Genomic DNA, 23,156 nt, shown 5'->3' on the forward strand with positions numbered 1-23,156 from the left:
GGCAACCGGCGTCCCTTACGTCCGATGTCCCCATGACCGACCACGATCAGCTTTCCCGTTTCCTGCTGCCTGCCGCTGGCGTGCGCGGCGTCCATGTGCGCCTGACCCAGGCCTGGCACGACATCCAGGGAGCGGCCGACTACCCGCCCGCCGCCCGCCAGTTGCTCGGCGAAGCAGCGGTGGCCTCAGCCTTGTTCACCGGACACACCAAGGTCGACGGGCGCCTGTCGGTGCAACTGCGCGGCAACCAGACCCTGCGCACCCTGTTCGCCGAATGCACCGCAGCCGGCACCTTGCGCGGCATCGTGCAGCTGGCCGGCGGTGCCGATGCGCCCGCCGACCTGCGCGAACTGGGCGAGGCCGCGCTGCTGGCGATCACCATCGAGAACCCCGGCCTGGACCCGCGTGAACCACAGCGCTACCAGAGCCTGGTCGGCATGCAGGCGCCGGACCTGGCCGAAGCCTTCGAAACCTATTTCCATCAGTCCGAGCAGCTGCCGACCCGGCTGCTGCTGGCCGCAGGCCCGGACCAGGCCGCCGGCCTGTTGCTGCAAAAGTTGCCTGGCGACGAAGGCGACAACGATGGCTGGACCCGCATCGGCGCCCTGTTCGACACCCTGGGCGCACCGGAACTGCTCTCGGTCGCCAGCGAGGACCTGCTGCACCGGTTGTTCCACGAGGAAGACACCCAGTTGCTGGGCAGCAAGCCGCTCAGCTTCGGCTGCTCCTGTTCGCGCGAGCGGGTCGCCTCGATGCTGCAGTCCCTCGGCGAAGACGAGGCGCGTGCCGCTGCCGAGGCGACTGGCGAGGTCGAGGTCCGCTGCGAGTTCTGCGGGCGTGAGTATCACTTTCCGTTGACCGCGCTGGACGTACTTTTCAGCGAGGCGCAGCCGTCATTGGACGCGCCGGAAAGGTTGCAATAGATAGCGTTGGTGCTGCATTCCGGGGAACGCGGCTACTTGTTAAATAATCATAAACGCCCTAGCATTCTGATTGCCCGCTCTCGGGAACTTAACAACTGCCCCTGGGTCTGAACTCTGGTATGCGACACCTTCTTCGCCTTCCGCTCGCTTTGCTGGTTGCCCTCGCGGCAGCCACGGGTGCGCACGCGCAGTCGGCATCCCAGCAGTTGCGCGAGAGCACCATCCTGCCGGTGTGGAACAAGGGCAGCGGAAAGGTCGAAGCCTTTCTGTACCTGGAGCCCACTGGCGAGCAGAAGGCTGGCGCACGCTGGCACTTCGGTCGCAACTCGCTGGACGCGGCCTTCGGCCTGACCTCGGGCGATTCGCTGGGCCTGATCTGCAACAGCAGCCGTGGCACCAACATCAACGGACTCGCCAGCCACTGTCTGCTTGCAGGCATTGGCGACGACGAGGAAGACAGCGCCGCAGCATCGCGCCGCGTCTCGGCCACGCTGGGCTTCAACCGCGCTGGCGCCCGCGCTGGCGTCACCGCCGGCACTGGCCGCGACACACTGCCGGCCTGGTTGATCGGCGCCGGCAAGGCACCGCTGACCCGCGTCGAACAGAACGACCTGACCGTATTCGGGCAGAAGAACATTGGCCGCGAGGGCTTCGTTTCGATCGGCGGGACCTATGCGCGCGCGCGCCTGGTGCCGCTGGCCGACGTTTCTCCGGCGATCGCCGACCAGTGGGACAGCAAGACCCTGAGCGTCGGTGGCGGCTACGGCGCCTTCAGCGCCAACGTCATCGGCCGCGTCGTCGATGTCCCTGGCCAGCCGGAAAAGTGGGAAGGCCTGGGCCTGGGCCTGACCTGGCGTACCCCCTGGAGCGGCCAGTTGACGGTCGGCGCCGAGAACGTGATTTCCCGTGGCAAGAACCCGTTTGCGCCGAGCAACGAGAGCAACAGCGACGGTACGATTCCGTACGTCCGGTACGAGCAAGACCTCTAAGTCATTGATTTGAAATGATTTAACGTGACGCCATCGGCCCGCAGCCGGTGGCGTTTTTCGTTCTGGCCATGTGCCCTACGCCGCCTTTCACACCTTTCTTCTTTTTCGTTAACGGGACTTTAATTTCTCGCATAACGCATATACCATCGGTTCACCCTGACGTTTTGGATCCGCTTCTTCGGACCCCCGACAGGCAAACAACCCTTGGCAGTACCCAAGATCACTTGGAGAGAGAGCTAATGAATTGCAAGTCCAACAAGCTGCGCGATGCAGTCGTCCTCGCGCTTGTCGTGGGCGTCGGCGGTACCGGTACCGCCATCGCTCAGGAAGCCGGCGGCACCACCAATCTCGACAAGATCGAGGTGACCGGTTCGCGCATTAAGAGCGCAGACGTTGAAACGTCGCAGCCCGTCCTGACGCTGACCCGTCAGGATATCGACAAGCAGGGCGTCACCTCTGTTGCCGATGTGTTGCAGCGCGTGGCAGCCAACGGCGCGGCGCTGAACCGCACCTTCAACAACGGTGGCGACGGCAGCTCCGGCATTGCGCTTCGCAACCTCGGCAGTGCACGCACCCTGGTGTTGGTCAATGGCCGCCGCTGGACCACAGGCCTGGACGGCAGCGTCGACCTCAACACCATTCCCACTGCAATGGTTGAGCGCATCGACATCCTGAAAGATGGCGCTTCCACGATTTACGGCTCCGATGCCATTGCCGGTGTGGTGAATATCATCACCCGCAAGAACTTCGACGGCGCCGAGGCCGGTGTCAACGTTGGCCAGTACAGCGATGGCGATGGCCAGCGCCAGGCGTACGATTTCACGATCGGCACCACCACTGACCGCGCAAGTTTGTTGCTGGGCGCTTCCTACGTGCAGGAAGAGTCGGTCATGGCGGGCGATCGGCAGATCTCTGCTGGCGGTCCTCCGTTCTTCAGCGGTCAGAGCGGTACCGGCTTCCCGGGCTCGTATGTGCGCAATGGCGCGCGCCGCATCCTGATCAATGGCGTCGAAACGCCTTACGTGGCCAACGTCCACGGTTATAACACCGCGCCAGACAATTACCTGCTGACCCCGCAGGAACGCACCTCGCTGTTCGCTCAAGGTAGCTTCAACTTCACCGATAACGTGACGTTCCGTACCGAGGCGATGTACAACGAGCGTAAGTCCGAGCAGCTGCTGGCAGCAATGCCGGTCACCGGCCTGACCTTGAGCGCAGATAGCCTCTACAACCCGTTCGATCAGAACCTGACCGGTGTCAACCGCCGCTTCATCGAAACCGGTGGCCGCTCGTTCAATCAGAACGTCAAGAACTGGCACTTCTACGGTGGCCTGGAAGGTTTCTTCGAATTTGCCGACCATAGCTTCGACTGGGATGTGGGCTATCGCTACGACAAGTCCGACCAAAACGACCTGACCTACGGCCTGTTCAACCTCGCCAACCTCAATAGCGCCTACGGCCCCTCTGAGCTGCGTGGCGGCGTGCCGGTATGCGTTTCCGCGCCCGGCGGTGATGTGATTCCCGGATGTGTTCCGGTCAATCCGCTGGGACCGCGTGGCTCGATCAGCCAGGCGGCGCTGGATTACACCAGCTTCACCGCGCACGATTCGTCCTCCGTCGAGTCCAAGGGCTATACAGCCAATCTCAGCGGCGACATCGTCGATCTCCCGGCTGGCCCGCTTGCCTTCGCTGCCGGCTACGAGTATCGCAAGGAGAGCGGCCAGTTCGATCCGGACGCGTTTATCGCAGCAGGCCTCAGCACCGGCAACGGCGCGCGCCCGACCGCAGGCTCCTACAGCCTGGACGAGTTCTATCTGGAACTCTCGGTCCCGGTTCTGGCAGATCTGCCGGGCGCCCAGCTGCTCGACTTCAGCTTGGCGACTCGTTATTCGGACTACAGCAACTTCGGCGATACCGTCAATAACAAGTTCGGTTTCCGCTGGAAGCCTATCCAGGACTTGATGATTCGCGGTAACTATAGCGAAGGCTTCCGCGCTCCGAGCATTAACAACCTGTTTGCCGGCAACGCCGACTCGTTTGAAACCTACGCCGATCCCTGCTCGATCCAGGCAGGTCAGCTGAGCAATCCGGTCGTGGCCCAGAACTGTGCTGCAGCCGGCGTGCCCGCCAATTTCGTGCAGCCCGGTGCAGGCACCGGCGCCAAGCAGACGCTGGAGCCTTTCACCTACACCTCCAATGAGCAACTGCAGCCGGAAACATCGACCAGCCGCACCCTCGGTTTTGTGTTCAGCCCGAGCTTCGTGCAGGGCCTGAATGTCACCCTGGACTGGTGGCAGATCGAAATCGAAAACGCCATCACGCGTCCGGAAGCACAGTTCATTCTGGACAAGTGCTATGGCGGCAGCGCTGGCGAGCAGGCTGAATATTGCGGTCTGATCACGCGTGACCCCAACTACAGCGATGGTGCCTATACCGTCACCAACATCAATATGCCGCTGTTGAATCTGGCCTCGTACAAGGTTGAAGGCTGGGATCTGGGCATCAACTACCGCTTGCCGGAAACGGCCTTCGGCCAGTTCACCATCAGCTGGGATTCGACCTATCTTTCGAGCTGGGAAACCAAGGCGACTGCAGACTCCGAGCTGGAACAGTTCCAGGGTCGTTACCTGAATCAGGATCCGTACTGGCGCATTCGTTCCAACCTCTATGTCGACTGGTCGTTTGGCGATTTCGGCATCAATTGGGGTCTGCGCTACAAGTCCGGCATGGAAGAAGTCTGCCCGTTGTCGGCGACACTGGCGCAGGCTTACTGCTCCGAGCCTGACCGCGTTACTGCCGATGGCGCATCGCCGCGCAACCACATCGGTGCGACCACGTATCACGACATCCAGGTGCGTTACAGCACTCCTTGGAATGCGACGGTATCGGTAGGTTTGAACAACGCCTTCGACAAGGATCCGCCGGTCGCGTACAGCACCGCGTACAACATGTTTGACCCGCAGTACGACCTGCCGGGCCGCTATATGTACATGCAGTACCGTCAGCGCTTCTGATAGAGCCTGCCTGATGAACACAACTACGGCCCCAAATGGGGCCGTAGTTGTGTTTGAAGTTCAAAAAGGAAAGGGTGGACTCAGCACCCAACGCGTGCTGGTTATCCCGGAATCAACGTCTGGATCACATGCTCGACGTAGGCTTCGAAGTCTTCGCGGGCTTGCTTGGGCTGCTGCAACTGCAGCGAGAGTTGCAGGAAACCGACGTAGGCGGCGTAGGCCAGGCGCGCACGGTGTTGGGCGTCGGTGCGGCTCAGGCCGGCCTGGCGGAATGAGGCGATCAGGTAGTCGAGACGGCGCTGCGAGACGCGGTCGATGACCGGACGCACGGCCGGGTGGTCAAGTGCCTTGAGCAGTTCGCTGTAGATGACATGCGGTTTGACTTCGTGCGCGACCAGCTGGAACAGCGCGCGCAAGCGTGCGCTGGGGTCAGGGACGTCTTCCAGGCTGCCGAACACTTCCTTCTGTTCGAAGATCTCCCAGCGTTCGAGCGCTGCCTGCAGCAAGGCATCGCGGGAGGGGAAGTGCCAATAGAAGCTGCCCTTGGTCACGCCGAGACGGCGTGCCAGCGGCTCCACTGCGACGGCGCCCACGCCTTGTTCGGCGATCAGGTCCAGTGCGGCCTGCGCCCAATCGTCCGCACTGAGGCGGTTGCCGCGACCGGACGTGGCGCGGGGCGTGGTGAGGCTCGGGTCGGGGATGTCATTCATTGACGCGATTTAACCATACGCTTGCGTCAGTTGCAGTATGCATCACACAACGGACACACAACTGCCACGATTCAATGGCTTAACCGTCCATACCAGGCAGTATTGACAGTGGCCCGGGCAGGTCCATACCATGAGGTATGGTTTCCTCTCCTTCTAGCCTTGCCCACAGTGCGTCCAGCATTCGCATCACTGCTGGCGATACCTCGCTTGCGGTGTCGGAGCGAGGCGCGGGCAACGCAGCGACGGTGTTGCTGGCACATGGGTTTGGACAGACCCGGTACGCCTGGGAAAGCACTGCGGCTCGACTGGCCGACGCTGGCTACCGGGCGCTGGCCTACGACGCGCGCGGTCATGGCGACTCCGGCTTCAACGACGTTGGCCTGCCCTACTCGGCAACGCAATTCACCGATGACTTGATTGTGCTGGCGGGCGAGCAGGCCGCGCCACCGGTGCTGGTCGCCGCATCAATGGGCGGCTTGTTCGGCCTGCTTGCGGAGGCGCGCTGGCCCGGCCTGTTTCGCGCGATCGTCCTGGTCGACATCACGCCGCGCTGGGATACCGCAGGCGTGGAGCGCATCCTGCGTTTCATGACCGCGCATCCGGAGGGTTTCGCATCGCTGGATGCCGCTGCCGACGCAATTGCCGCGTATCTGCCGCAACGCCCGCGCAAGACGGCCGAGCAACTGCAGGCCTTGCTGAGGCAGCGGGCGGACAACAGGTGGCACTGGCATTGGGATCCGCGGCTGGTCGATGAGCTGGCAGGTCAGGACCCGCACGCACAGCAGCAGACCTTGCTGGACGCCGCCGCGCAGGTGCGTTGCCCGCTCCTGCTGATCAGCGGCGGGCGCAGCGATCTGGTCACGCCGGACACCATCAGCGAATTCCTGTCGATCGCGCCGCATGCGCAGCACGTGCATCTGCCCGATGCCACGCACATGCTGGCCGGCGACGACAACACCACGTTTACCGCAACCGTGTTGCATTATCTGGACGCACTGCCCCCGGTTGGCACCACCGCAGCGTCCAACATTACCGAGCATGTCACTGGAGCAAGACCATGAGCATCGTTGCACCGTTTCTCTTCGTCATCCTGGCGGCGGGCATCGCTGCCTATCACCGCATGCGCCTTGCCACCTGGGTTGCGCTGAGCGCCTGTGTGCTGGTGGCATGCTGGTTGCTGGGGGCCAATCTCACCGCGACCATCGTCGCTGCCGTGCTGGTGGTGCTGGTCTCCGCGCCGGTGCTGTTGCCGTTCCTGCGCAAGCCGCTGCTGACCACGCCGCTGATGGGTTTCTTCCGCAAGGTACTGCCGCCGTTGTCGCAGACCGAACGCATCGCACTGGAAACCGGCTCGGTGGGCTTTGAAGGCGAGCTGTTCACCGGCGACCCGGATTGGCAGAAGCTGCTCAACTACCCCAAGCCGCAATTGACCGCCGAAGAGCAGGCATTTCTGGACGGCCCGGTCGAAGAGCTGTGCAAGATGGTCAACGACTGGGAGATCACCCATGTCCACGCCGACCTGCCGCCGGAGCTGTGGGAGTACATCAAGAAGAACAAGTTCTTCGGCATGATCATTCCCAAACAGTACGGCGGCCTGGGCTTCAGTGCGCTGGCGCATCACAAGGTGATCCAGAAGCTGTCCTCGATCTCCAGCGTGGTCAGCTCCACCGTCGGCGTGCCCAACTCGCTCGGGCCGGGTGAGCTGCTGCTGCATTACGGCACGCCGGAACAGAAGGACTATTACCTGCCGCGTCTGGCGGTGGGTGCCGAGGTGCCGTGCTTCGGCCTGACCGGCCCGTTCGCCGGCTCCGATGCGACCTCGATCCCCGACTACGGCATCGTCTGCAAGGGCGAGTGGAACGGCGCCAACGTGCTCGGCGTCAAGCTCACCTTCGACAAGCGCTACATCACCCTGGCGCCGGTCGCCTCGCTGATCGGCCTGGCGTTCCGCGCCTACGATCCGGATGGCCTGATCGGCGACAAGAAGGACATCGGCATCACCCTGGCGCTGCTGCCGCGCGAGACTCCCGGCGTGGAAATCGGCCGTCGCCATTTCCCGCTCAATTCGCCGTTCCAGAACGGCCCGATCCATGGCGAGGAAGTGTTCATCCCTCTGAGCCAGTTGATTGGCGGCGTGGAAATGGTCGGCAAGGGCTGGAACATGCTCAACGAGTGCCTGGCAGTGGGCCGCTCGATCACCCTGCCCTCCACGGCCAGCGGTGGCGGCAAGTACGCCGCGGTGGTCACCGGCGCGTATGCGCGCATTCGCAAGCAGTTCGGTCTGTCGATCGGCCGCTTCGAAGGCGTGGAAGAAGCGCTCGCACGGATCGGTGGCAAGGCGTATGCGATCAGTGCGTTGTCGCAGGCCACTGCCGCGGCGGTGGACCGTGGCGATGTGCCGTCGGTGCCGTCGGCGATCGCCAAGTACCACTGCACCACCATGGGCCGCGAAGTGGTCAGCGACATGATGGATGTGATCGGCGGCAAGGGCATCATCCTGGGGCCGCGCAACTTCGCCGGCCGTGCCTGGCAGGCGGCGCCGATCGGCGTGACCGTGGAAGGCGCCAACATCATGACCCGCAGCCTGCTGATCTTCGGCCAGGGCGCGATCCTGTGCCATCCGTGGGTGATGAAGGAAATGCAGGCGGCGCAGGATCCGGATACGCGCCGTGGCCTGGAAGCGTTCGACCAGAGCCTGTTCGGGCATATCCGCTTCGGTATCTCCAACGCGGTGCGTTCGTTCTGGTTCGGGCTGACCGGCGCACGCATCGGTGCAGCGCCGGGCGATGCGTACACGCGTCGCTTCTTCCGCAAGCTGGATCGTTATTCCGCCAACCTGGCGTTGATGGCCGACGTGTCGATGCTGATGCTCGGCGGCAAGCTCAAGTTCAAGGAGTCGCTGTCCGGCCGGCTGGGCGATGTGCTGAGCCACATCTACCTGACCAGCGCGATGCTCAAGCGCTATCACGACGAAGGCGCGCCGGCGACCGATCAGCCGCTGCTGGCATGGGCGTTCCATGACAGCGTGCACAAGATCGAAACCGCGCTGTCGGCGGCGCTGCGCAATTTCCCGATCCGGCCGGTGGGCTGGTTGATGTGGCTGCTGATCTTCCCCCTGGGCCGTCGTGCCGAAGCGCCGGGCGACCGCCTGGGGCACCGCGTGGCATCGATCCTGATGACGCCGAACGAAGCGCGCGACCGCCTGGCCCAGGGCGTGTTCCTGACCCCCTGTGCCAACAATCCGGGCGGGCGTATCGCCAGCTATCTGGCCAAAGCCGTGCTGGCCGAGCCGGTGGAGCGCAAGTTCCTCAAGGCGCTCAAGACCAAGGGCATCGAAGCGCTGGGTTTCACCGCACAGCTGGACGAGGCGGTGGCCGAAGGCGTGATCACCGGCGACGAGCGCAGGCAGCTGGAAGAGTTGCGCGAGATGATGATGGACACCATTACCGTGGACGACTTCGAGCCGCACGAGTTGCGAGCGGCCAGCTACTACGACAAGCCGCACGCCCAGCAACCGCGCGAAGCAGCGTAAGGCGCGGGGCAAGGTGACAGCAGACGACGGCGGGCTTCGGCCCGCCGTCGTCGTGTGTGGAGACCGGCTGGTGTGGAGACTGACCATCTCGCGGCTGCCTGCCTGTCGCCGTGGTCTTCGGCCAGTTCACCGCGCCTGCAGCCTCAGCGTGCTGCCAAGGTAGGAGCGGACCTGGCCGCGATGAGGCATTACCGGTGACGCCCCGTCGCGGCCGGGTTCGCTCCTACAGAAGGCGGGGAAGGCCGCCTCAGCGCGGCAACCACAGCAAGGCCAGGGCAATCAGCGCGGGCAACGCCTGCACGACGAAGATGCGACGGTTGACGCTGTAGGCGCCGTAGCCGCCTGCCACGACGACACAGCCCAGAAAGAAGCCAAGCACATCGGCCCGGGCCTGCAACGCACCCCAGAACAGTCCCGCAGCCAGGAAGCCGTTGTACAGCCCCTGGTTGGCTGCCAGCACGCGCGTGGCCTGCGCCTTCTCGAGGGTATTACGAAAGGTCTTCAGGCCCAGCGGCCGCGTCCACAGCACCATCTCCAACACCATGATGTAGACGTGCAGCAGAGCGACACACAGACCGGCGACGATGGCGAACAGGGACATGGCAGACCGGCATGGTGGATGTGGCGGCCAGCATAGCCGCGATTGCGGCCCTGCTACTCGGAACAGGCGGCGGAACCCGGCGCGCCGGCAAGAGACGGAGGATGTGCAGGACCTGCATGCATGATCGGAGCGTCGCGACTGCGGACATCGGCGGCGTGTCCTGCGATGGTTGTTGCGCGGGCACAAGTGCTGCAGCCAGGGTGCAGATCAAGCGCTCTACACCTGATCTATCTGCTCGCCACGCTCGCCCAAAGGCAAACGCGGCTAGTTCCAAACAGCGGCATCGCTTAGGTGCAGCCCACCGCCAAGGTCAAAAGCTCAGTCAGCCGAGCACGCAGTGCCCTCTCCGGTTGCGGGACACGCCGTTCATGCCCTGCTTGCCTGTGCGCACCGACCATCTCGACCGGTCCTTGCCCGCCCACCGTCGCGGGACCTTACGCGGCATGGATGCCGCGTAAGAGCCTACAAGGACGTACTTTCGGCGTATCCCGCGAGGGTGGGCGGGCAAGGCCCCCGCAGCCAGGCCGCTTGTTGACCGCTCCTAGTCGGAGACCTGATTGCCAGTCTCCGCATCGCGCTCTGCGGGCAGTTTGCGCGCCTCGCGCAGCAGGCCGAACGCGCCCAGGGTCATGCACGAGGCCACCAGCAGACCGACGCCGAACACTGCGCTGGAGCCGAAGGCCGACACCAGCTTGTGCACCCAGACGAAGGTGAGATCGCCACCGCGGTAGATCACGGTGTCGATCGCCGCACCGGCCTTGTAGCGCCACTGCCGATCCACCCGCGTGTACAAGGTCTCGCGCGCCGGCTTGGCGAGGGCGAACTCGCTGGAGCGGGTGATCACCTGCACGATCGCAAGCATCATCGGCAACGGCGAGGCCGTCAGCACGGCATAGCCCAACATGATCGCCACGCCCGGAATCAGCAGCGCCGGCGCGATGCCGAAACGCGACAACAGCGCGCGCGTCACCAGCAGCTGCAGCACCAGGGTAAGCGCATTGATTGCCAGGTCGATGCTCGCGTAATAGGCGGTGGCCGCCGCCGCGTCGCTGTAAAGCCGCCGTACCAGCGCCGCCTGCTCGTTGTAGAGCAAGGTGCCGACGCCAACACCGAACAACACCATGAAGGCCAGCCAGCGCAGCAACGGCTCGCGCACGATCAACTTGAGCCCGCCCAGCACATCGCCGCCCATGGGCACTTCACCGGAGCCCAGCTGTCGCTGCTGCTCGCGCGCAACCGCCCACAAGCGCAGGCGCAGCACGCAGACCACGCACACCGCCAGAAAGCCGGCCGACACCAGCATCAGATGCGCGATGCCGATGCGTTCGACCAGGGTGCGGGTGAGGATCGGCCCGAGAAACGCACCCAGCGTGCCGGCCGCACCGATATACCCGTAGTAGCTGCGCGCTTCGGCATTGCTGAAGACGTCGGCCATGAAGCTCCAGAACACCGCCACCGCAAACAGGTTGAAGACGGTCACCCACAAGAAGAACGCCATGCCGCGCCCGGGCACGCCACTGTCGAACAACACATAGAACAGCAGCAGGGTCGCGATGAAGAAGCCATAGACCGCCGGCAGGAACACCCGGCGCGGATAGCGGCTGACCAGCGCGCCGTAGACCGGCTGCAGCAGCACCATGATCAGGAAGGTGCAGGTGAACAGCACCTGCAGGGTGAAGTCCTTGAGCGGCATGCCGTGCGCGGCGAAGAAGGCGATCATGCCGGTGGGGAAGATCGCTTCCACATCCGCCGACGCGCTCATCGCCTCGCGCACCGGGCGCAGCACGTAGTAACCGCTGAGCAGGCAGAAGAAGTACAGGAACGACCATGCCAGCGGCGGCGAGCTGCGCAGCGCCGCGTTCAAACGGCCAGCCGCCGAGCGCGGCGAAGATGGGCTGGTCATAGAGTGAAGCTCGCTCGCATCGACGGGCGCGACAGCAAGGACATGGCAGCGGCGGCACCCCGCGAAACAAGCGCGCAAGTTAGCCGATGCCGCGCTGCATCACCAGCGGCAGCGGGCAGGACGCAGCAAATCGATCGCGGCTGGAGCAGGCACGCTGCTTGCAGTTGCTTCCGCACGGGCTCCCAGTGGCGCTGGAAAGGCGCCGCGCAGGCCGATTTATGAACCTAAAATCGTCAATAGGATCAATATGATGCCCATTCATCTTCCGGCAGTTTGTGCTATTGCGAAGCGCGGCGCTAGAATCGTCGGAGGCAGCGGAACAGGCGGGACAACCATGACTCAAATGCGCAGGCGCCGACGGTTCCGACCGTTGGCCATCGGGCTGCTCGGGGCGTTATTGCCTCTGGCTCTCTCTTCCACCGCACAGACACCCGCGCCCGCTGCCTCTGCGCTGCAGCCGGCCGCCATCGTGCAGTCGCCCACCGCTCCGCTGCAATACCGTGCATCGCTCCCGGCCAGCCAGGTGCTTGCCCCGGCGGCCGGTTTCGACGTGGCCGCGTTCGAATCGATGGCCAACCAGTTGACCTACGGCAATCGCCTGCCCGGCATGGCGATGGCCATCGTGCAGGGCGGCAAGGTGCTCAGCGCACGCGGCTACGGCGTCACCGACGTCAATCACCCGCAGCCGGTCGATGCCCACACCGTGTTCCGTCTTGCATCGCTGTCCAAGGCGTTTGCCGGCACCATGGCCGGGTTGCTGGTCAACGACGGTGTGCTGCGTTGGGACAGCAAGGTGGTGGACTACGTCCCCGGCTTCCAGCTCAGCAATAACGTCGCCACCCGGCAACTCACCGTCGCCGAGGTGCTCAGCCACCGCGTCGGGCTGACCCGCAATGCCTACGACAACGATATCGAATCCAACGTCGACTACTACTCGCTCAGCCACAAGCTGGCCGCCGCGCCGCTGCGCTGCGCCCCGGGCGATTGCTATGCATACCAGAACGTGGCCTTCAGCCTGGTCGGGGATGTGGTGTTCGCTGCATCGGGCAGCTTCTACGAGCAGTCGGTGGAGCGCCGCATCTTCAAGCCGCTGGGCATGAACGATGCGAGCATGGGACTGGCCGGTATCCAGGCCAGCCCGCGCTGGGCGCGCCCGCACGTGCGCAGCCGCAACGGCTGGGTGTCACTGACGCCCAAGCCGACCTACTACCGTCTTGCTCCCGCTGCCGGCGTCAATGCCAGCGCCAGCGATATGGCGCAGTGGCTGCTCGCGCACACCGGCCACCGCACCGACGTGCTGCCTGCGCCGCTGCTGGCGACGCTGCACGCGCCGCTGATCTCCACGCCAGGGGAGATGCGCTCGGGTTGGCGCCACGAGCGTGTGGACGCTGCCAGCTACGCGCTGGGCTGGCGCGTGTTCGACTACGCCGGCCACCAGGTCGTCTTCCATGCCGGCGCGGTGCAGGGCTACCGCGGCCTGGTCGCGCTGCTGCCCGAGCGCGATCTCGGCATCGCGATCATGTGGAACGGCGAGAGCGGCCTGCCCTCCGGCATGTTGCCGACCATCCTGGACCGTGCGCTGGGCCTGCCTGCCAAGCGTTGGCTGGATATCGACGTGGATGGCGACTTCGGTAGCGAGAACATGCTGGCCGAGCGTCCCGATCCTGCCGGCAAGGGTGCCTCGTCCGGCAAGTCGGTGGCATCGCCGCGCTAAACGGAGCTTGCTGCGCTCTCGCACACAGGCGGCTTCGGCCGCCTGTGTTGTTTCTGGCCCGCAGCGGGACCGGGTCGAGTGTTTCGACATCGGTGGCCGGCAGGCTAACCATCGCTCCATCGCCATGGCTACCGGTCATGGCCAACGCATGCCTGGACAACCTTGTCGCGTGCGCGCAAAGGAGCTAGCCAAGAAGCGAGCGGACAACTCACCCTCCGCGCGATGCGACCGAGTGCATCTCTCCCGCTTCGCACTGACCGACACATCAGCGCGACACCAAGAGATGGCGGCACTACCGGTCGGGACAGACGATGGCCCGTTGCGTGGGCGGCGCAGCAGCCGAGCCCACCAGCAGCACTGGACCCGGGAAAGCGAGTGGCGAGTAGCGAGTGGAGAATGGCCAGTGGCGCCAGTGCGGCGATAGGCACAGTTACCCGGCCTGACATCCCGCCAAGCAGCGCGCGATGCGTTGGGTGGCGATCGCAATGCGTTTGCGCCACCGCGGGACGGTTATCCAGGTCTGCTGGCGTTATGCCGTGCCACGCGGCCCGAGCAGGTCACCCTGGTACTGGATGGCGATCGACTACGACTGTCTGCGCGCGATCGACATTCACCGGATCATGGCCGCCGTGGGGGAGCCAATAAAAAAGCTCCCTCCCCGCTGGGCGTCGGGGAGAGAGCTCGATATCTACGGCGATCGGGTACTGCAGATCAGATCAGCGGCGCCGGGGTTGCGGGCAGCGCGACCGGAGCGGCCTTCTTCTTGCGAACGGCCGGCTTCTTCTTGGCGACCTTCTTCACAGCAGGCTTCTTGGCGGCAGTCTTCTTGGTGGCGGACTTCTTGGTCGCCTTCTTGGCAACTGCCTTCTTCGCGGTCTTCTTGACTGCCTTCTTGGCGGTCTTCTTGACGGCCTTCTTGGCAGCAGTCTTCTTGGTCGCCTTCTTTGCAGTCTTCTTCACTGCCTTCTTGGCGGCAGTCTTCTTGGTTGCCTTCTTTGCAGTCTTCTTCACTGCCTTCTTGGCGGTTGCCTTCTTTGCAGTCTTCTTGACGGCCTTCTTGGCAGCAGTCTTCTTCACTGCCTTCTTGGCGGTTGCCTTTTTGGCGACCTTCTTGACTGCCTTCTTGGCGGCAGTCTTCTTCACTGCCTTCTTGGCAGTGGGTTTCTTTTTCGCAGCTTTTGCAGTGGCCATGTAATTGGCTCCTCGTCAGTGAACTATGGAGGTGAAACGCCCAGTTGAAGCAAACCCCGCAACGGCACGCCGTCGTCGGGAACCGTCCGCAGGTAATGCGCGACGGGACGGATACAGAAACACCCGCATCAGACAGCGACGCGGGTGCGTGATCGGAGCGACTGCTGCTTTCTTGGAGAGAAGCGGACCCAACTCCACCGTGGATAACGCTTTGGTGGACATCGGGAACAAGCGTGTCGGCTTGATGTCGATTCTGCTCACTCTCTTTCGCAGCAACGTCTGCTGGGCGAAACCTAATCACGCTTTTTTTTACTGTCAACACTCTTTTGCATTTTTTTTTCGACACCTGGTGGCGATGTGTCCTGTCGAGGTGGTCCCAAGACGCCGCATGATGGCGCGTGCAGCTGCCCTTCGCATGCGGTGGTGCAACGACGTTTTCAAAAAAGCACTTCTTTTGTGCTGTTTTTTTTTAGCGAGGCAAACAAGCGCGATGCTCCCCACTGCACCGACGTCGCGGCGCAGGCGTGGTCGCCGCAGCGTGCGCCGCCTGTCCGCCAGCTGAAAATTTTTTATCCGCCAACCTTGCTCAAGGCGTCGCACAAGCAGAAATGCGCAAACTTCTTGCGCCGTTCTCGCCCCGTATGTGCATCGGCATGCGCTGCCAACGGCATGCGTTGCACACCGTGTCCGAGGTTGGATGCACGCGATGCGGCAACCGTTTTTCACCGGCTGCACGCCCTCTCCTCACGACTGGCTCACGCCAGAAATCCGACACCGCGACAGCCGCGTCGTGCTCGACGATGTGGCGTGCGCATGTTCCCGGCGAGGTCGTCGCTGTCGAACATCGACAAACACCTGGACTGCGATCGACGGCCGTCGCTGGCCGGTTGCACGCCGATCGGCAACGCGCACGCCATCGCCAGGCGGGGACGGCGTGCTGCCACCGCCGCGCAGGCAAAAAAAAATGGCCGCTCCAACGAGCGGCCATCCGGATTTTTTGGTGCGACGTGCGAAGCGAGGTCAGTGCGCGTCGTCTTCCAGCAGCTCGGCGTAGTCGTCCGGCGACAGCAGGTCGTTGAGCTCTTCCTTGTCGTCGAGTTCGACCACGAAGATCCAGCCATCGCCGTAGGCGTCCTCGTTGATGGTTTCCGGCTTGTCGGTGAGTGCGCTGTTGACCTCGACGACGGTACCGCTGACCGGGCTGTAGACGTCCGAGGCGGCCTTGACCGACTCCACCACCGCTGCGCCATTGCCGACCTGCACGGTGTCGCCGACGCCCGGCAGTTCGACGTAGACCAAGTCGCCCAGCAGGCCCTGCGCATGGTCGGAGATGCCGACGGTCACGCGGCCGCTGCTTTCGACGCGGGCCCACTCGTGGGATTTGAGGAACTTGAGGTCGCCAGGGATCTCGCTCATGGGTGTGCTCCGGGGAAACTGATGGGTTGGGGACAGGTGGCTAGTTTAGACCGCACGACAACACAGGTGCACGCGCGTGCCGGCCGATTGGCGGCGATGGATGCTGCACGCTGCCGGACGTTGACCTGCCCGGCAGCGTTTGACTCAGTCGCCTAGGACGCCGGGCTGCGCCTGGCCGTCGCGCACGAACGGAAACTTCACCGCGCGCAATGGCACCTGCTTGCCACGGATGTCCACACGCAAGTCGTCGATGCTGCCGGCCGGCACTCGCGCGAATGCGATCGCCTTGCCGAGGGTGGGCGAGAACGTGCCGGACAGGATCTCGCCTTCGCCGCTGGCACTGAGCACTGTCTGGCCATGCCGCAGCACGCCCTTCTCATCCATCACCACACCGATCAGCTGACGCGGTGCGCCCTGCGCCTTTTGCGACTCGAGCACGGCGCGACCGACGAAGTCGCGGCCTTCGTCCAGGGCGATCGTCCAGGCCAGCGCGGCCTCGTATGGACTGACCGTGTCGTCCATGTCCTGGCCATAGAGATTCATGCCGGCTTCCAGGCGCAAGGTATCGCGCGCGCCCAGGCCGGCCGGCTTGACGCCCTGCGCGAGCAGCGCGTTCCAGAACCCCACTGCGGCCTCCTGCGGCAACACGATTTCGAAACCGTCTTCGCCGGTGTAGCCGGTACGCGCCAGGAACAGCTCCACGCCCTCGCGCGAGCGCGTCTGCAGTGCTGCGAAACGGCCGAGCTTGCTGGCCGCTGCGGTATCGGCCGGATCCACCAGCGCGATGACCTTGGCGCGTGCGTTGGGGCCTTGCACGGCGATCATCGCAAAGTCGCCGCGCTCTTCCACACGCACCTCGAAGCGGGCAGCCTGCTCGCCGATCCACTGCAGGTCCTTTTCGCGGGTGGCGGCGTTGACCACCAGGCGGAAGAAATCCTCGCGCAGGAAGTAGACGATCAGGTCGTCGATCACCCCGCCCTGCGGATTGAGCATGCAGGTGTACAGCGCCTTGCCGGAGACCTTGAGCTTGTCCACCGAATTGGCGAGCAGGTAGCGCAGGAACGCGCGCACGCGTGGACCGTGCAGGTCGACCACGGTCATGTGGCTGACGTCGAACATGCCGGCGTCGCGACGCACCTGGTGGTGCTCGTCCAGCTGCGAGCCGTAGTGGATCGGCATGTCCCAACCGCCGAAGTCGACCATCTTGGCGCCAAGCGCACGATGGGTGTCGTTGAGGATGGTCTTCTGGGTCATGCGCACCGGTCCAAGGGAAAGAGGTCCATTATCGCCGCCCGGCCGCGCTTGGGGGAACGGCGCAGCGCGCGGCAGTACGCGGCCGCGCCCTGTCGGTTGGCCGCGATGGCCAACGCCTTGAACGCCTCCACCTATTGCGTGCGATGAAGCAGTTGTCCGCCTGCCCGCCTGTCCGTCGCGCGCGACCGTCGGCGTCTACGGTCGCGGCCACGCAAGTGCCGCGGTGGCTCGCCGCCCCGGGCACCTGGTCTTCATTGCGTCCCACCGCACCGAGCAGGCAGCCGTGGTTTGCGCCGCGCAGACGCCGGCGCGCGTGCGCGCTCAGGCGCTGCGCGGCGAGAACATGATGATCGCCATGCCAAGCAGGCAGCAGGCGGCGCCCAGCAGATCCCAACGCGTCGGCGTCACTCCGTCCACCCACCACAGCCACAGCAGTGCGCTGGCGATATAGACCCCGCCATAGGCGGCGTACACCCGCCCGCTGGCATCGGGATGCAGGCTCAACAACCAGACGAAGATAGCCAGGCTCAATGCCGTCGGCAGCAGCAACCAGATGCTGCCGCCTTTGCGCAGCCACAGATAAGGAAGGTAGCAACCGACCAGCTCCGCCACCGCGGTGGCGGCGAACAGCAGCAGCGTGGTCGGTGCGAAATTCACGCGCGGCCTGACCTGTCCAGGCCCTGCGTGTCGACATCGGCCTGTTGCTGCGCCGAGATGTCGGGTGCCCGATCGCTGCGCACCGGCGTGGCAGTGACAGGCGTCGCGGCGCCCGGTTGGTCGGGAGTGGATGGAGCGCTGCCGCGCTCGCCGCGCTTGACCTGTTGCCACAGCGCTTCCTGCTCGTGCAGCGATAGCGCGGCCAGCGCGGTGCCATCCGCCTGTGCCTGCGCCTCCATGGCGCGGAAGCGGCGCTCGAACTTGAGATTGGCATGCCGCAGCGCCGCCCCCACGTCGACCTTGGCATGGCGCGCCAGGTTGGCGCAGACGAACAACACATCGCCGAGTTCGTCTTCCAGCCGTGCCTGGTTGTCGGCGACCGGACCACGGGCGAACTCCACGCGCAGCTCTTCGATTTCTTCCTGCAATTTTTCCAGCACCGGTGCCGGGCCGGGCCAATCGAAGCCGACCCGCGCCGCGCGCGATTGCAGCTTGGTGGAGCGCTGCCACTCCGGCAGGCCGCGTGCGATGCCGGCGAGTGCGGAGTCGTCCTGATGGCCCGCTGCGCGACGTTCGGCACGCTTGATCTGCTCCCAGTTGGCGCTCACCGCCTGCGCGTCGTCGGCGCTCTGCTCGGCGAAGACATGCGGATGGCGGCGCACCAGCTTGTCGCTGAGCGTGGCGACCACCTCGGCGAATCCGAATGCGCCCTGCTCGGCGGCCATCTGCGAATGGAAGACCACTTGCAGCAGCAGGTCGCCCAACTCGTCGCGCAGACCCGCAAGGTCGTTACGGTCGATGGCGTCGGCGACTTCGTAGGCTTCCTCGATGGTGTACGGGGCGATGCTGGCGAAGGTCTGCTCCACATCCCACGGGCAGCCATGCTCAGAATCGCGCAGACGCGCCATCAGTTGCAGCAAGCGCTGGATGTCGCCGGTCGGCGGGGACTCGGACATGGTGTCTTCCTGATAGGTGTGGTGCAGCTGAGTGGCGTGCCAAGGCGATGCCGCCGGCACGTGCCGTAGCAGCTGATGGCAGGCGATGGGGAAGCACTGCGCCGGACATGGCGGCGTCGGCACTACGCGCCGCCACCGGAGCCATCCGGCGAGCGCGCAGGCCGCCAGCGCTGCTCACACCAGCCAGCTGCGCCACGGCAGATTGGGATCGCCCAGCGCGATGAAATCGCCATTGAGCAAGGTGTCGCGGCGGTTGTAACGGAACGGTTTGCCGGTGCCGCCGGCCAGCAGCACACCGCCGGCGGCATGCAGCACGCACTGGCCGGCCGCGGTGTCCCACTCGGAGGTGGGGCCGAAGCGCGGATACACGTCCAGGTCGCCCTCGGCGATGCGGCAGAACTTCAACGACGACCCTTGCGCGACCACGTCGATCTGGCCCATGCGCTCCAGCGCGGCGGCGGTGCGCGCGTCGCGATGCGAGCGACTGGCGGCGACCCGCAGCGGCGTGGCCGCCGGCGTGCGCGTATGCAGCATCTCGTCGCGATCGCCATCGCGGCGGTAGGCATTCTCGCCCCGGGCGGCATACCAGACCCGGCCATCGACCGGCGCCTGCACCACGCCGAGCACCGGCGCACCCATGTGGATCAGTGCGATGTTGACGCTGAACTCGCCGTTGCGCTTGACGAACTCGCGGGTACCGTCGAGCGGATCGACCAGCCAGTAACTGGTCCAGAACTGCCGGTCTTCCCAGGCCACGTGCGCGGATTCTTCCGACAGCACCGGCACGTCCGGGGTGACCCGGCGCAAGCCGTCGACGATGACACGATTGGCGGCCAGGTCGGCCTGGGTCAACGGGCTGGCGTCGTCCTTGAGCTCCACCGCGAAATCCTGCGCATAGACATCCATGATCGCCGCCCCCGCCTCGCGGGCAATGGCGATCACGGTTTCGCGCAGTTCCATCGGGATGCGGATCATGGGTTGCGCTCCAGCCACTCGCGCGCAATGAACAAGGCGGCCAGCGAGCGGCCTTCGGAAAAATCGTCGCGCAGCATCAAGTCGTCCAGACGGGCGATCGGCCAGGGCACCACTTCCATCTCTTCCGGCTCGTCGCCGACCAGGCGCTCGGGATAGAGGTCGCGCGCCAGCACCAACCAGGATTGGTGACTCATATAAGTAGGAGCGAGCGTCATTGCGCGCAACACCTGCACCTGGCGCGCGCCGTAGCCGGCTTCTTCCTTGAGTTCGCGGTCGGCGGCCTGCTCCGGCGTTTCGCCGGCATCGATGCGGCCCTTGACCAGGCCCAGCTCGTAGCGATGCACGCCGGCGGCGTACTCGCGCACCAGCAACACGGTCTGGGCATCCAGCATCGGCACCACCACCACCGCGCCATGGCCCTGGCTGAGTTGGCGCTCGTAGAGGCGACGCTCGCCGTTGGAGAACTCCAGATCCAGCTGCTGGCGACGGAACGGCCCGTCACCCAGATCGGTGATCTTGTGGATGGTCGGCAGGCGCGGGCTCATGCGCAGCACGCAGCGGCGGAGCCGACCGATAGAATAGGCGTATGCATCGACATGTTCATGAACCCGAAATCCTAGCAGACCCGGCAGCCTCCCAAGCTGACGAACATTGGCGACAACGCGATCTTCAGGTGCTGTGGCACCCCTGCACGCAGATGCGCGAACACCCGCACACACTGCCACTGGTGCCGATCGCGCGTGGCGATGGTGCGTGGCTGATCGGCCACGACGGTCGCCACTACCTGGACGCGGTCAGCAGTTGGTGGACCAACCTGTTCGGCCATAGCGAGCCGCGCATCGGCGCGGCCATCGCGCGCCAGGCTGGCGAACTGGAGCAGGTGATGCTGGCGGGCTTCACCCATGCGCCCGCCGTGCAGCTGGCCGAGCGCCTGTTGGCGATCGCGCCGCGCCAGGCCGGCCGCGCGCCGTTGTCCAAGGTGTTCTATGCCGACAATGGTTCGGCCGGCGTGGAAGTGGCCTTGAAGATGGCCTTCCACTACTTCCATAACCGCGGCGAGCACCGCCGCACGCGTTTCGTCGCGCTGGAAAACGGCTACCACGGCGAGACCATCGGCGCGCTGTCGGTCGGCGACATTCCGCTGTATCGGCGCGTGTATGCGCCGTTGCTGCTGGAGTCGATCTTTGCGCCCTCGCCCGATGCCTACTTGGCCGAGCCCGGACAGAGCGCGGAAGACTACGCACTGCAGGCGGCCGATGCGTTGCAGGCGGTGTTCGAACAATCGCCCGGCGAAATCTGCGCGCTGATCCTGGAGCCGCGCGTGCAGTGCGCAGGCGGCATGCGCATGTATCACCCGGCCTACCTGCGCCGTGCGCGCGAACTGTGCGACGCGCATGGCGCGTTCCTGATCGCCGACGAGATCGCCACCGGCTTCGGCCGCACCGGCAGCCTGTTCGCCTGCGAACAGGCCGGAATCATGCCCGACCTGTTGTGCCTGTCCAAGGGACTGACCGGCGGATTCCTGCCGTTGTCGGCGGTACTGGCCACGCAGCAGTTGTACGATGCATTCCTGGACGACTCGCGCGAGCGCGCGTTCCTGCATTCGCATAGCTACACCGGCAATCCACTGGCGTGCGCGGCCGCGTTGGCGACCCTGCAGATCTTTGCAGACGACGACGTGATTGCACGCAACCAGCGCACCGCCGCGCACATGAGCGCGCTTGCGGCGCAGATCGGCGAACACCCCGCGGTGGCGGACGTGCGCCAGGCCGGCATGATCGTGGCCTTCGAGCTCACGCAGGGCGGCGACAAGCGCACGCCGTTCCCGTCTGCGGCACGGGTAGGCCTGAAGGCCTATCGCGCCGCACTGGACAAGGGCGTGGTGCTGCGCCCACTCGGCGACGTGCTGTACTGGATGCCGCCGTACTGCGTGGACGACGCGCAACTTGCGCTGTTGGCGGCGACCACCCGCCACGCCATCGAGGAGGCCGTTGCATGCGCCTGACCCGTTCCCATGTGGCACTGCCGCTGCACTGCGACCAGGAACTGACGCTGCCGGAAGCCTCGGCCAATCACCTGCTGCGCGTGCTGCGGCTGCGCGAGGGCGATGCCTGCGTTCTGTTCAACGGCGACGGCAGCGACTACCACGCGCGCATCACCCTGGCCGGCAAACGCGAGGCGCGCGCAGTGGTGGACCGGGTCGAGCCGCTGTGCAACGAATCGCCGTTGTCGATCACCCTGATCCAGGGCATCGCGCGCGGCGAGAAGATGGACCTGATCCTGCAGAAGGCCACCGAGCTGGGGGTGACGGCGGTGGTGCCGGTCAACGCCGAGCGCACCGAGGTCAAGCTGGACCCGGCGCGCATGGAAAAACGCCTGGCGCATTGGCGCAGCGTGGTGGTGTCGGCCTGCGAACAATCCGGACGTGCACGCATTCCCACGATCGCGGCGCCGCACGGCCTGCAGGAGGCGGCCCAGGCCAGCGACCCGCAGGCGCTACGGCTGACGCTGGACCCGCACGGCGAGCATCGCCTGGGCAGCCTGGTGCTGGGCACGCAACCGCACGTAATCGTGGCGATCGGCCCGGAAGGCGGCTGGTCGCCGCGCGATCGCACGACCCTCGCCGAGGCCGGTTTCAGCGGCCTGCAACTGGGACCGCGCATCTTGCGCACCGAAACGGCGGGGCTGGCGGCGATTGCGGCGCTGCAGTCGCGGTTCGGGGATCTATAGCGCGGTGTCGTCGTAGGAGCGCACCCGGGCGCGACCGGGCGTTATCGGGCACGCCTCGTCGCGCCCGGGTGCGCTCCTACGGGAATGCGGAGTCGATCGACATTGCCGCCTCCACTGCGTGCTTGTCTTGAAGGCCCGTCCACCGCGTGCCGGTCCGGTCACCCCGTTGACTCGTAGGAGCGCACCTGGGCGCGACGGGGCGTTATCGGGCGCGCCTCGTCGCGCCCGGGTGCGCGCCTACGGGAATGCGGAGTCGATCGACATTGCCGCCTCCACTGCGTGCTTGTCTTGAAGGCCCCGTCCACCGCGTGTCGGCCCGGCACCCCCGTTGACTCGTAGGAGCGCACCTGGGCGCGACGGGGCGTTATCGGGCACGCTTCGTCGCGCCCGGGTGCGCTCCTACGGGAATGCGGAGTCTATCGACATTGCCGCCTCCACTGCGTGCTTGTCTTGAAGGCCCGTCCACCGCGTGCCGGTCCGGCACCCCCGTTGACTCGTAGGAGCGCACCTGGGCGCGACGGGGCGTTATCTGGCACGCTTCGTCGCGCCCGGGCGCGCTCCTACGGGAATGCGGAATGATCGGTTCGGTGC

18 protein-coding genes and 1 pseudogene are annotated in these 23,156 nt (G+C 65.2%); 9 read left to right on the plus strand and 10 right to left on the minus strand.

Annotated elements, in window-relative coordinates; translation table 11 throughout:
* Positions 1-32: 32 nt before the first annotated feature.
* The 3 genes from EO139_RS05460 to EO139_RS05470 all read left to right on the plus strand — a co-directional run bounded on the left by EO139_RS05460 (position 33) and on the right by EO139_RS05470 (position 4,926).
* Positions 33-923, plus strand: a complete 891-nt coding sequence (locus EO139_RS05460; RefSeq protein ID WP_126969624.1) for an Hsp33 family molecular chaperone HslO — start codon at positions 33-35, stop codon at positions 921-923.
* 152 nt (positions 924-1,075) lie between these two features.
* Positions 1,076-1,912: a hypothetical protein gene (locus EO139_RS05465; RefSeq protein WP_180497030.1), complete on the plus strand. Its 837-nt coding sequence runs from the start codon at positions 1,076-1,078 to the stop codon at positions 1,910-1,912.
* 239 nt (positions 1,913-2,151) lie between these two features.
* On the plus strand, positions 2,152-4,926 hold the full coding sequence (locus EO139_RS05470; RefSeq protein WP_164739740.1) for a TonB-dependent receptor: 2,775 nt from the start codon (positions 2,152-2,154) through the stop codon (positions 4,924-4,926).
* 101 nt (positions 4,927-5,027) lie between these two features.
* Here EO139_RS05470 and EO139_RS05475 read toward each other — a convergent pair whose 3' ends face one another.
* The gene (locus tag EO139_RS05475; protein ID WP_104582993.1) at positions 5,028-5,636 is read right to left on the minus strand and encodes a TetR/AcrR family transcriptional regulator; all 609 of its coding nucleotides are present in this window, start codon (positions 5,634-5,636) and stop codon (positions 5,028-5,030) included.
* Between the two features lie 137 nt (positions 5,637-5,773).
* On the opposite strand from EO139_RS05475, the gene EO139_RS05480 reads away from it, so the two are divergent.
* Entirely contained in the window at positions 5,774-6,697 is a 924-nt protein-coding gene (locus EO139_RS05480) for an alpha/beta hydrolase (RefSeq protein WP_164739741.1), read from the plus strand.
* A complete protein-coding gene (locus EO139_RS05485; protein WP_126969628.1) occupies positions 6,694-9,168 on the plus strand; it encodes an acyl-CoA dehydrogenase in 2,475 nt (824 codons plus the stop codon). The genes EO139_RS05480 and EO139_RS05485 overlap by 4 nt, the downstream gene beginning before the upstream one ends.
* A 247-nt stretch (positions 9,169-9,415) precedes the next feature.
* Here EO139_RS05485 and EO139_RS05490 read toward each other — a convergent pair whose 3' ends face one another.
* Both EO139_RS05490 and EO139_RS05495 read right to left on the minus strand, forming a co-directional pair.
* Entirely contained in the window at positions 9,416-9,769 is a 354-nt protein-coding gene (locus EO139_RS05490; protein WP_119131152.1) for a DUF1304 domain-containing protein, read from the minus strand.
* 541 nt (positions 9,770-10,310) lie between these two features.
* Entirely contained in the window at positions 10,311-11,672 is a 1,362-nt protein-coding gene (locus EO139_RS05495; protein ID WP_126944987.1) for an MFS transporter, read from the minus strand.
* Between the two features lie 370 nt (positions 11,673-12,042).
* Here EO139_RS05495 and EO139_RS05500 point away from each other — a divergent pair, with 370 nt between their 5' ends.
* Both EO139_RS05500 and EO139_RS05505 read left to right on the plus strand, forming a co-directional pair.
* Complete coding sequence (locus EO139_RS05500) at positions 12,043-13,386, plus strand: serine hydrolase domain-containing protein (RefSeq protein ID WP_180496716.1); 1,344 nt, start codon at positions 12,043-12,045, stop codon at positions 13,384-13,386.
* A gap of 484 nt (positions 13,387-13,870) precedes the next feature.
* Positions 13,871-13,966, plus strand: a pseudogene (locus tag EO139_RS05505) (pyridoxine 5'-phosphate synthase); the annotation flags it as partial.
* Positions 13,967-14,097: 131 nt separating this feature from the next.
* On the opposite strand, the gene EO139_RS05510 reads toward EO139_RS05505, so the two are convergent.
* From EO139_RS05510 to nudE, 7 genes are all read right to left on the minus strand, one after another.
* Positions 14,098-14,577, minus strand: coding sequence for a hypothetical protein (locus EO139_RS05510; protein WP_039519650.1), 480 nt, complete (start codon positions 14,575-14,577; stop codon positions 14,098-14,100).
* Positions 14,578-15,597: 1,020 nt separating this feature from the next.
* Positions 15,598-15,993: a glycine cleavage system protein GcvH gene (gcvH, locus tag EO139_RS05515; RefSeq protein ID WP_104533961.1), complete on the minus strand. Its 396-nt coding sequence runs from the start codon at positions 15,991-15,993 to the stop codon at positions 15,598-15,600.
* Between the two features lie 144 nt (positions 15,994-16,137).
* Entirely contained in the window at positions 16,138-17,247 is a 1,110-nt protein-coding gene (gene gcvT, locus EO139_RS05520; RefSeq protein WP_126969630.1) for a glycine cleavage system aminomethyltransferase GcvT, read from the minus strand.
* Positions 17,248-17,568: 321 nt separating this feature from the next.
* Positions 17,569-17,904 (minus strand): YnfA family protein, encoded by a 336-nt coding sequence (locus tag EO139_RS05525; RefSeq protein WP_104648201.1) that lies wholly within the window; start codon positions 17,902-17,904, stop codon positions 17,569-17,571.
* Entirely contained in the window at positions 17,901-18,860 is a 960-nt protein-coding gene (gene mazG / locus EO139_RS05530) for a nucleoside triphosphate pyrophosphohydrolase (RefSeq protein ID WP_343132547.1), read from the minus strand. The genes EO139_RS05525 and mazG overlap by 4 nt, the downstream gene beginning before the upstream one ends.
* A gap of 174 nt (positions 18,861-19,034) precedes the next feature.
* Positions 19,035-19,835, minus strand: a complete 801-nt coding sequence (cysQ, locus tag EO139_RS05535) for a 3'(2'),5'-bisphosphate nucleotidase CysQ (protein WP_104582985.1) — start codon at positions 19,833-19,835, stop codon at positions 19,035-19,037.
* Complete coding sequence (nudE, locus tag EO139_RS05540; protein WP_164739160.1) at positions 19,832-20,380, minus strand: ADP compounds hydrolase NudE; 549 nt, start codon at positions 20,378-20,380, stop codon at positions 19,832-19,834. The genes cysQ and nudE overlap by 4 nt, the downstream gene beginning before the upstream one ends.
* A 41-nt stretch (positions 20,381-20,421) precedes the next feature.
* Here nudE and bioA point away from each other — a divergent pair, with 41 nt between their 5' ends.
* Both bioA and EO139_RS05550 read left to right on the plus strand, forming a co-directional pair.
* Positions 20,422-21,840: an adenosylmethionine--8-amino-7-oxononanoate transaminase gene (gene bioA / locus EO139_RS05545; protein WP_126969632.1), complete on the plus strand. Its 1,419-nt coding sequence runs from the start codon at positions 20,422-20,424 to the stop codon at positions 21,838-21,840.
* Entirely contained in the window at positions 21,831-22,565 is a 735-nt protein-coding gene (locus EO139_RS05550) for a 16S rRNA (uracil(1498)-N(3))-methyltransferase (RefSeq protein WP_126969634.1), read from the plus strand. The genes bioA and EO139_RS05550 overlap by 10 nt, the downstream gene beginning before the upstream one ends.
* The last annotated feature ends 591 nt before the right edge of the window (positions 22,566-23,156 follow it).

This window comes from Xanthomonas sp. BRIP62411 (genome assembly GCF_003993525.1).
Taxonomy (GTDB): domain Bacteria; phylum Pseudomonadota; class Gammaproteobacteria; order Xanthomonadales; family Xanthomonadaceae; genus Xanthomonas; species Xanthomonas euroxanthea.

Coding starts and splice junctions, on each gene's coding strand:
- EO139_RS05475 (WP_104582993.1), bottom strand. CDS start 5,636: ATGAATGACATCCCCGACCCGAGCCTCACCACGCCCCGCGCCACGTCC.
- EO139_RS05460 (WP_126969624.1), top strand. CDS start 33: ATGACCGACCACGATCAGCTTTCCCGTTTCCTGCTGCCTGCCGCTGGC.
- EO139_RS05485 (WP_126969628.1), top strand. CDS start 6,694: ATGAGCATCGTTGCACCGTTTCTCTTCGTCATCCTGGCGGCGGGCATC.
- nudE (WP_164739160.1), bottom strand. CDS start 20,380: ATGAGCCCGCGCCTGCCGACCATCCACAAGATCACCGATCTGGGTGAC.
- EO139_RS05490 (WP_119131152.1), bottom strand. CDS start 9,769: ATGTCCCTGTTCGCCATCGTCGCCGGTCTGTGTGTCGCTCTGCTGCAC.
- gcvH (WP_104533961.1), bottom strand. CDS start 15,993: ATGAGCGAGATCCCTGGCGACCTCAAGTTCCTCAAATCCCACGAGTGG.
- EO139_RS05550 (WP_126969634.1), top strand. CDS start 21,831: ATGCGCCTGACCCGTTCCCATGTGGCACTGCCGCTGCACTGCGACCAG.
- mazG (WP_343132547.1), bottom strand. CDS start 18,860: ATGTCCGAGTCCCCGCCGACCGGCGACATCCAGCGCTTGCTGCAACTG.
- EO139_RS05480 (WP_164739741.1), top strand. CDS start 5,774: ATGGTTTCCTCTCCTTCTAGCCTTGCCCACAGTGCGTCCAGCATTCGC.
- EO139_RS05495 (WP_126944987.1), bottom strand. CDS start 11,672: ATGACCAGCCCATCTTCGCCGCGCTCGGCGGCTGGCCGTTTGAACGCG.
- gcvT (WP_126969630.1), bottom strand. CDS start 17,247: ATGACCCAGAAGACCATCCTCAACGACACCCATCGTGCGCTTGGCGCC.
- bioA (WP_126969632.1), top strand. CDS start 20,422: ATGCATCGACATGTTCATGAACCCGAAATCCTAGCAGACCCGGCAGCC.
- cysQ (WP_104582985.1), bottom strand. CDS start 19,835: ATGATCCGCATCCCGATGGAACTGCGCGAAACCGTGATCGCCATTGCC.
- EO139_RS05470 (WP_164739740.1), top strand. CDS start 2,152: ATGAATTGCAAGTCCAACAAGCTGCGCGATGCAGTCGTCCTCGCGCTT.
- EO139_RS05510 (WP_039519650.1), bottom strand. CDS start 14,577: ATGGCCACTGCAAAAGCTGCGAAAAAGAAACCCACTGCCAAGAAGGCA.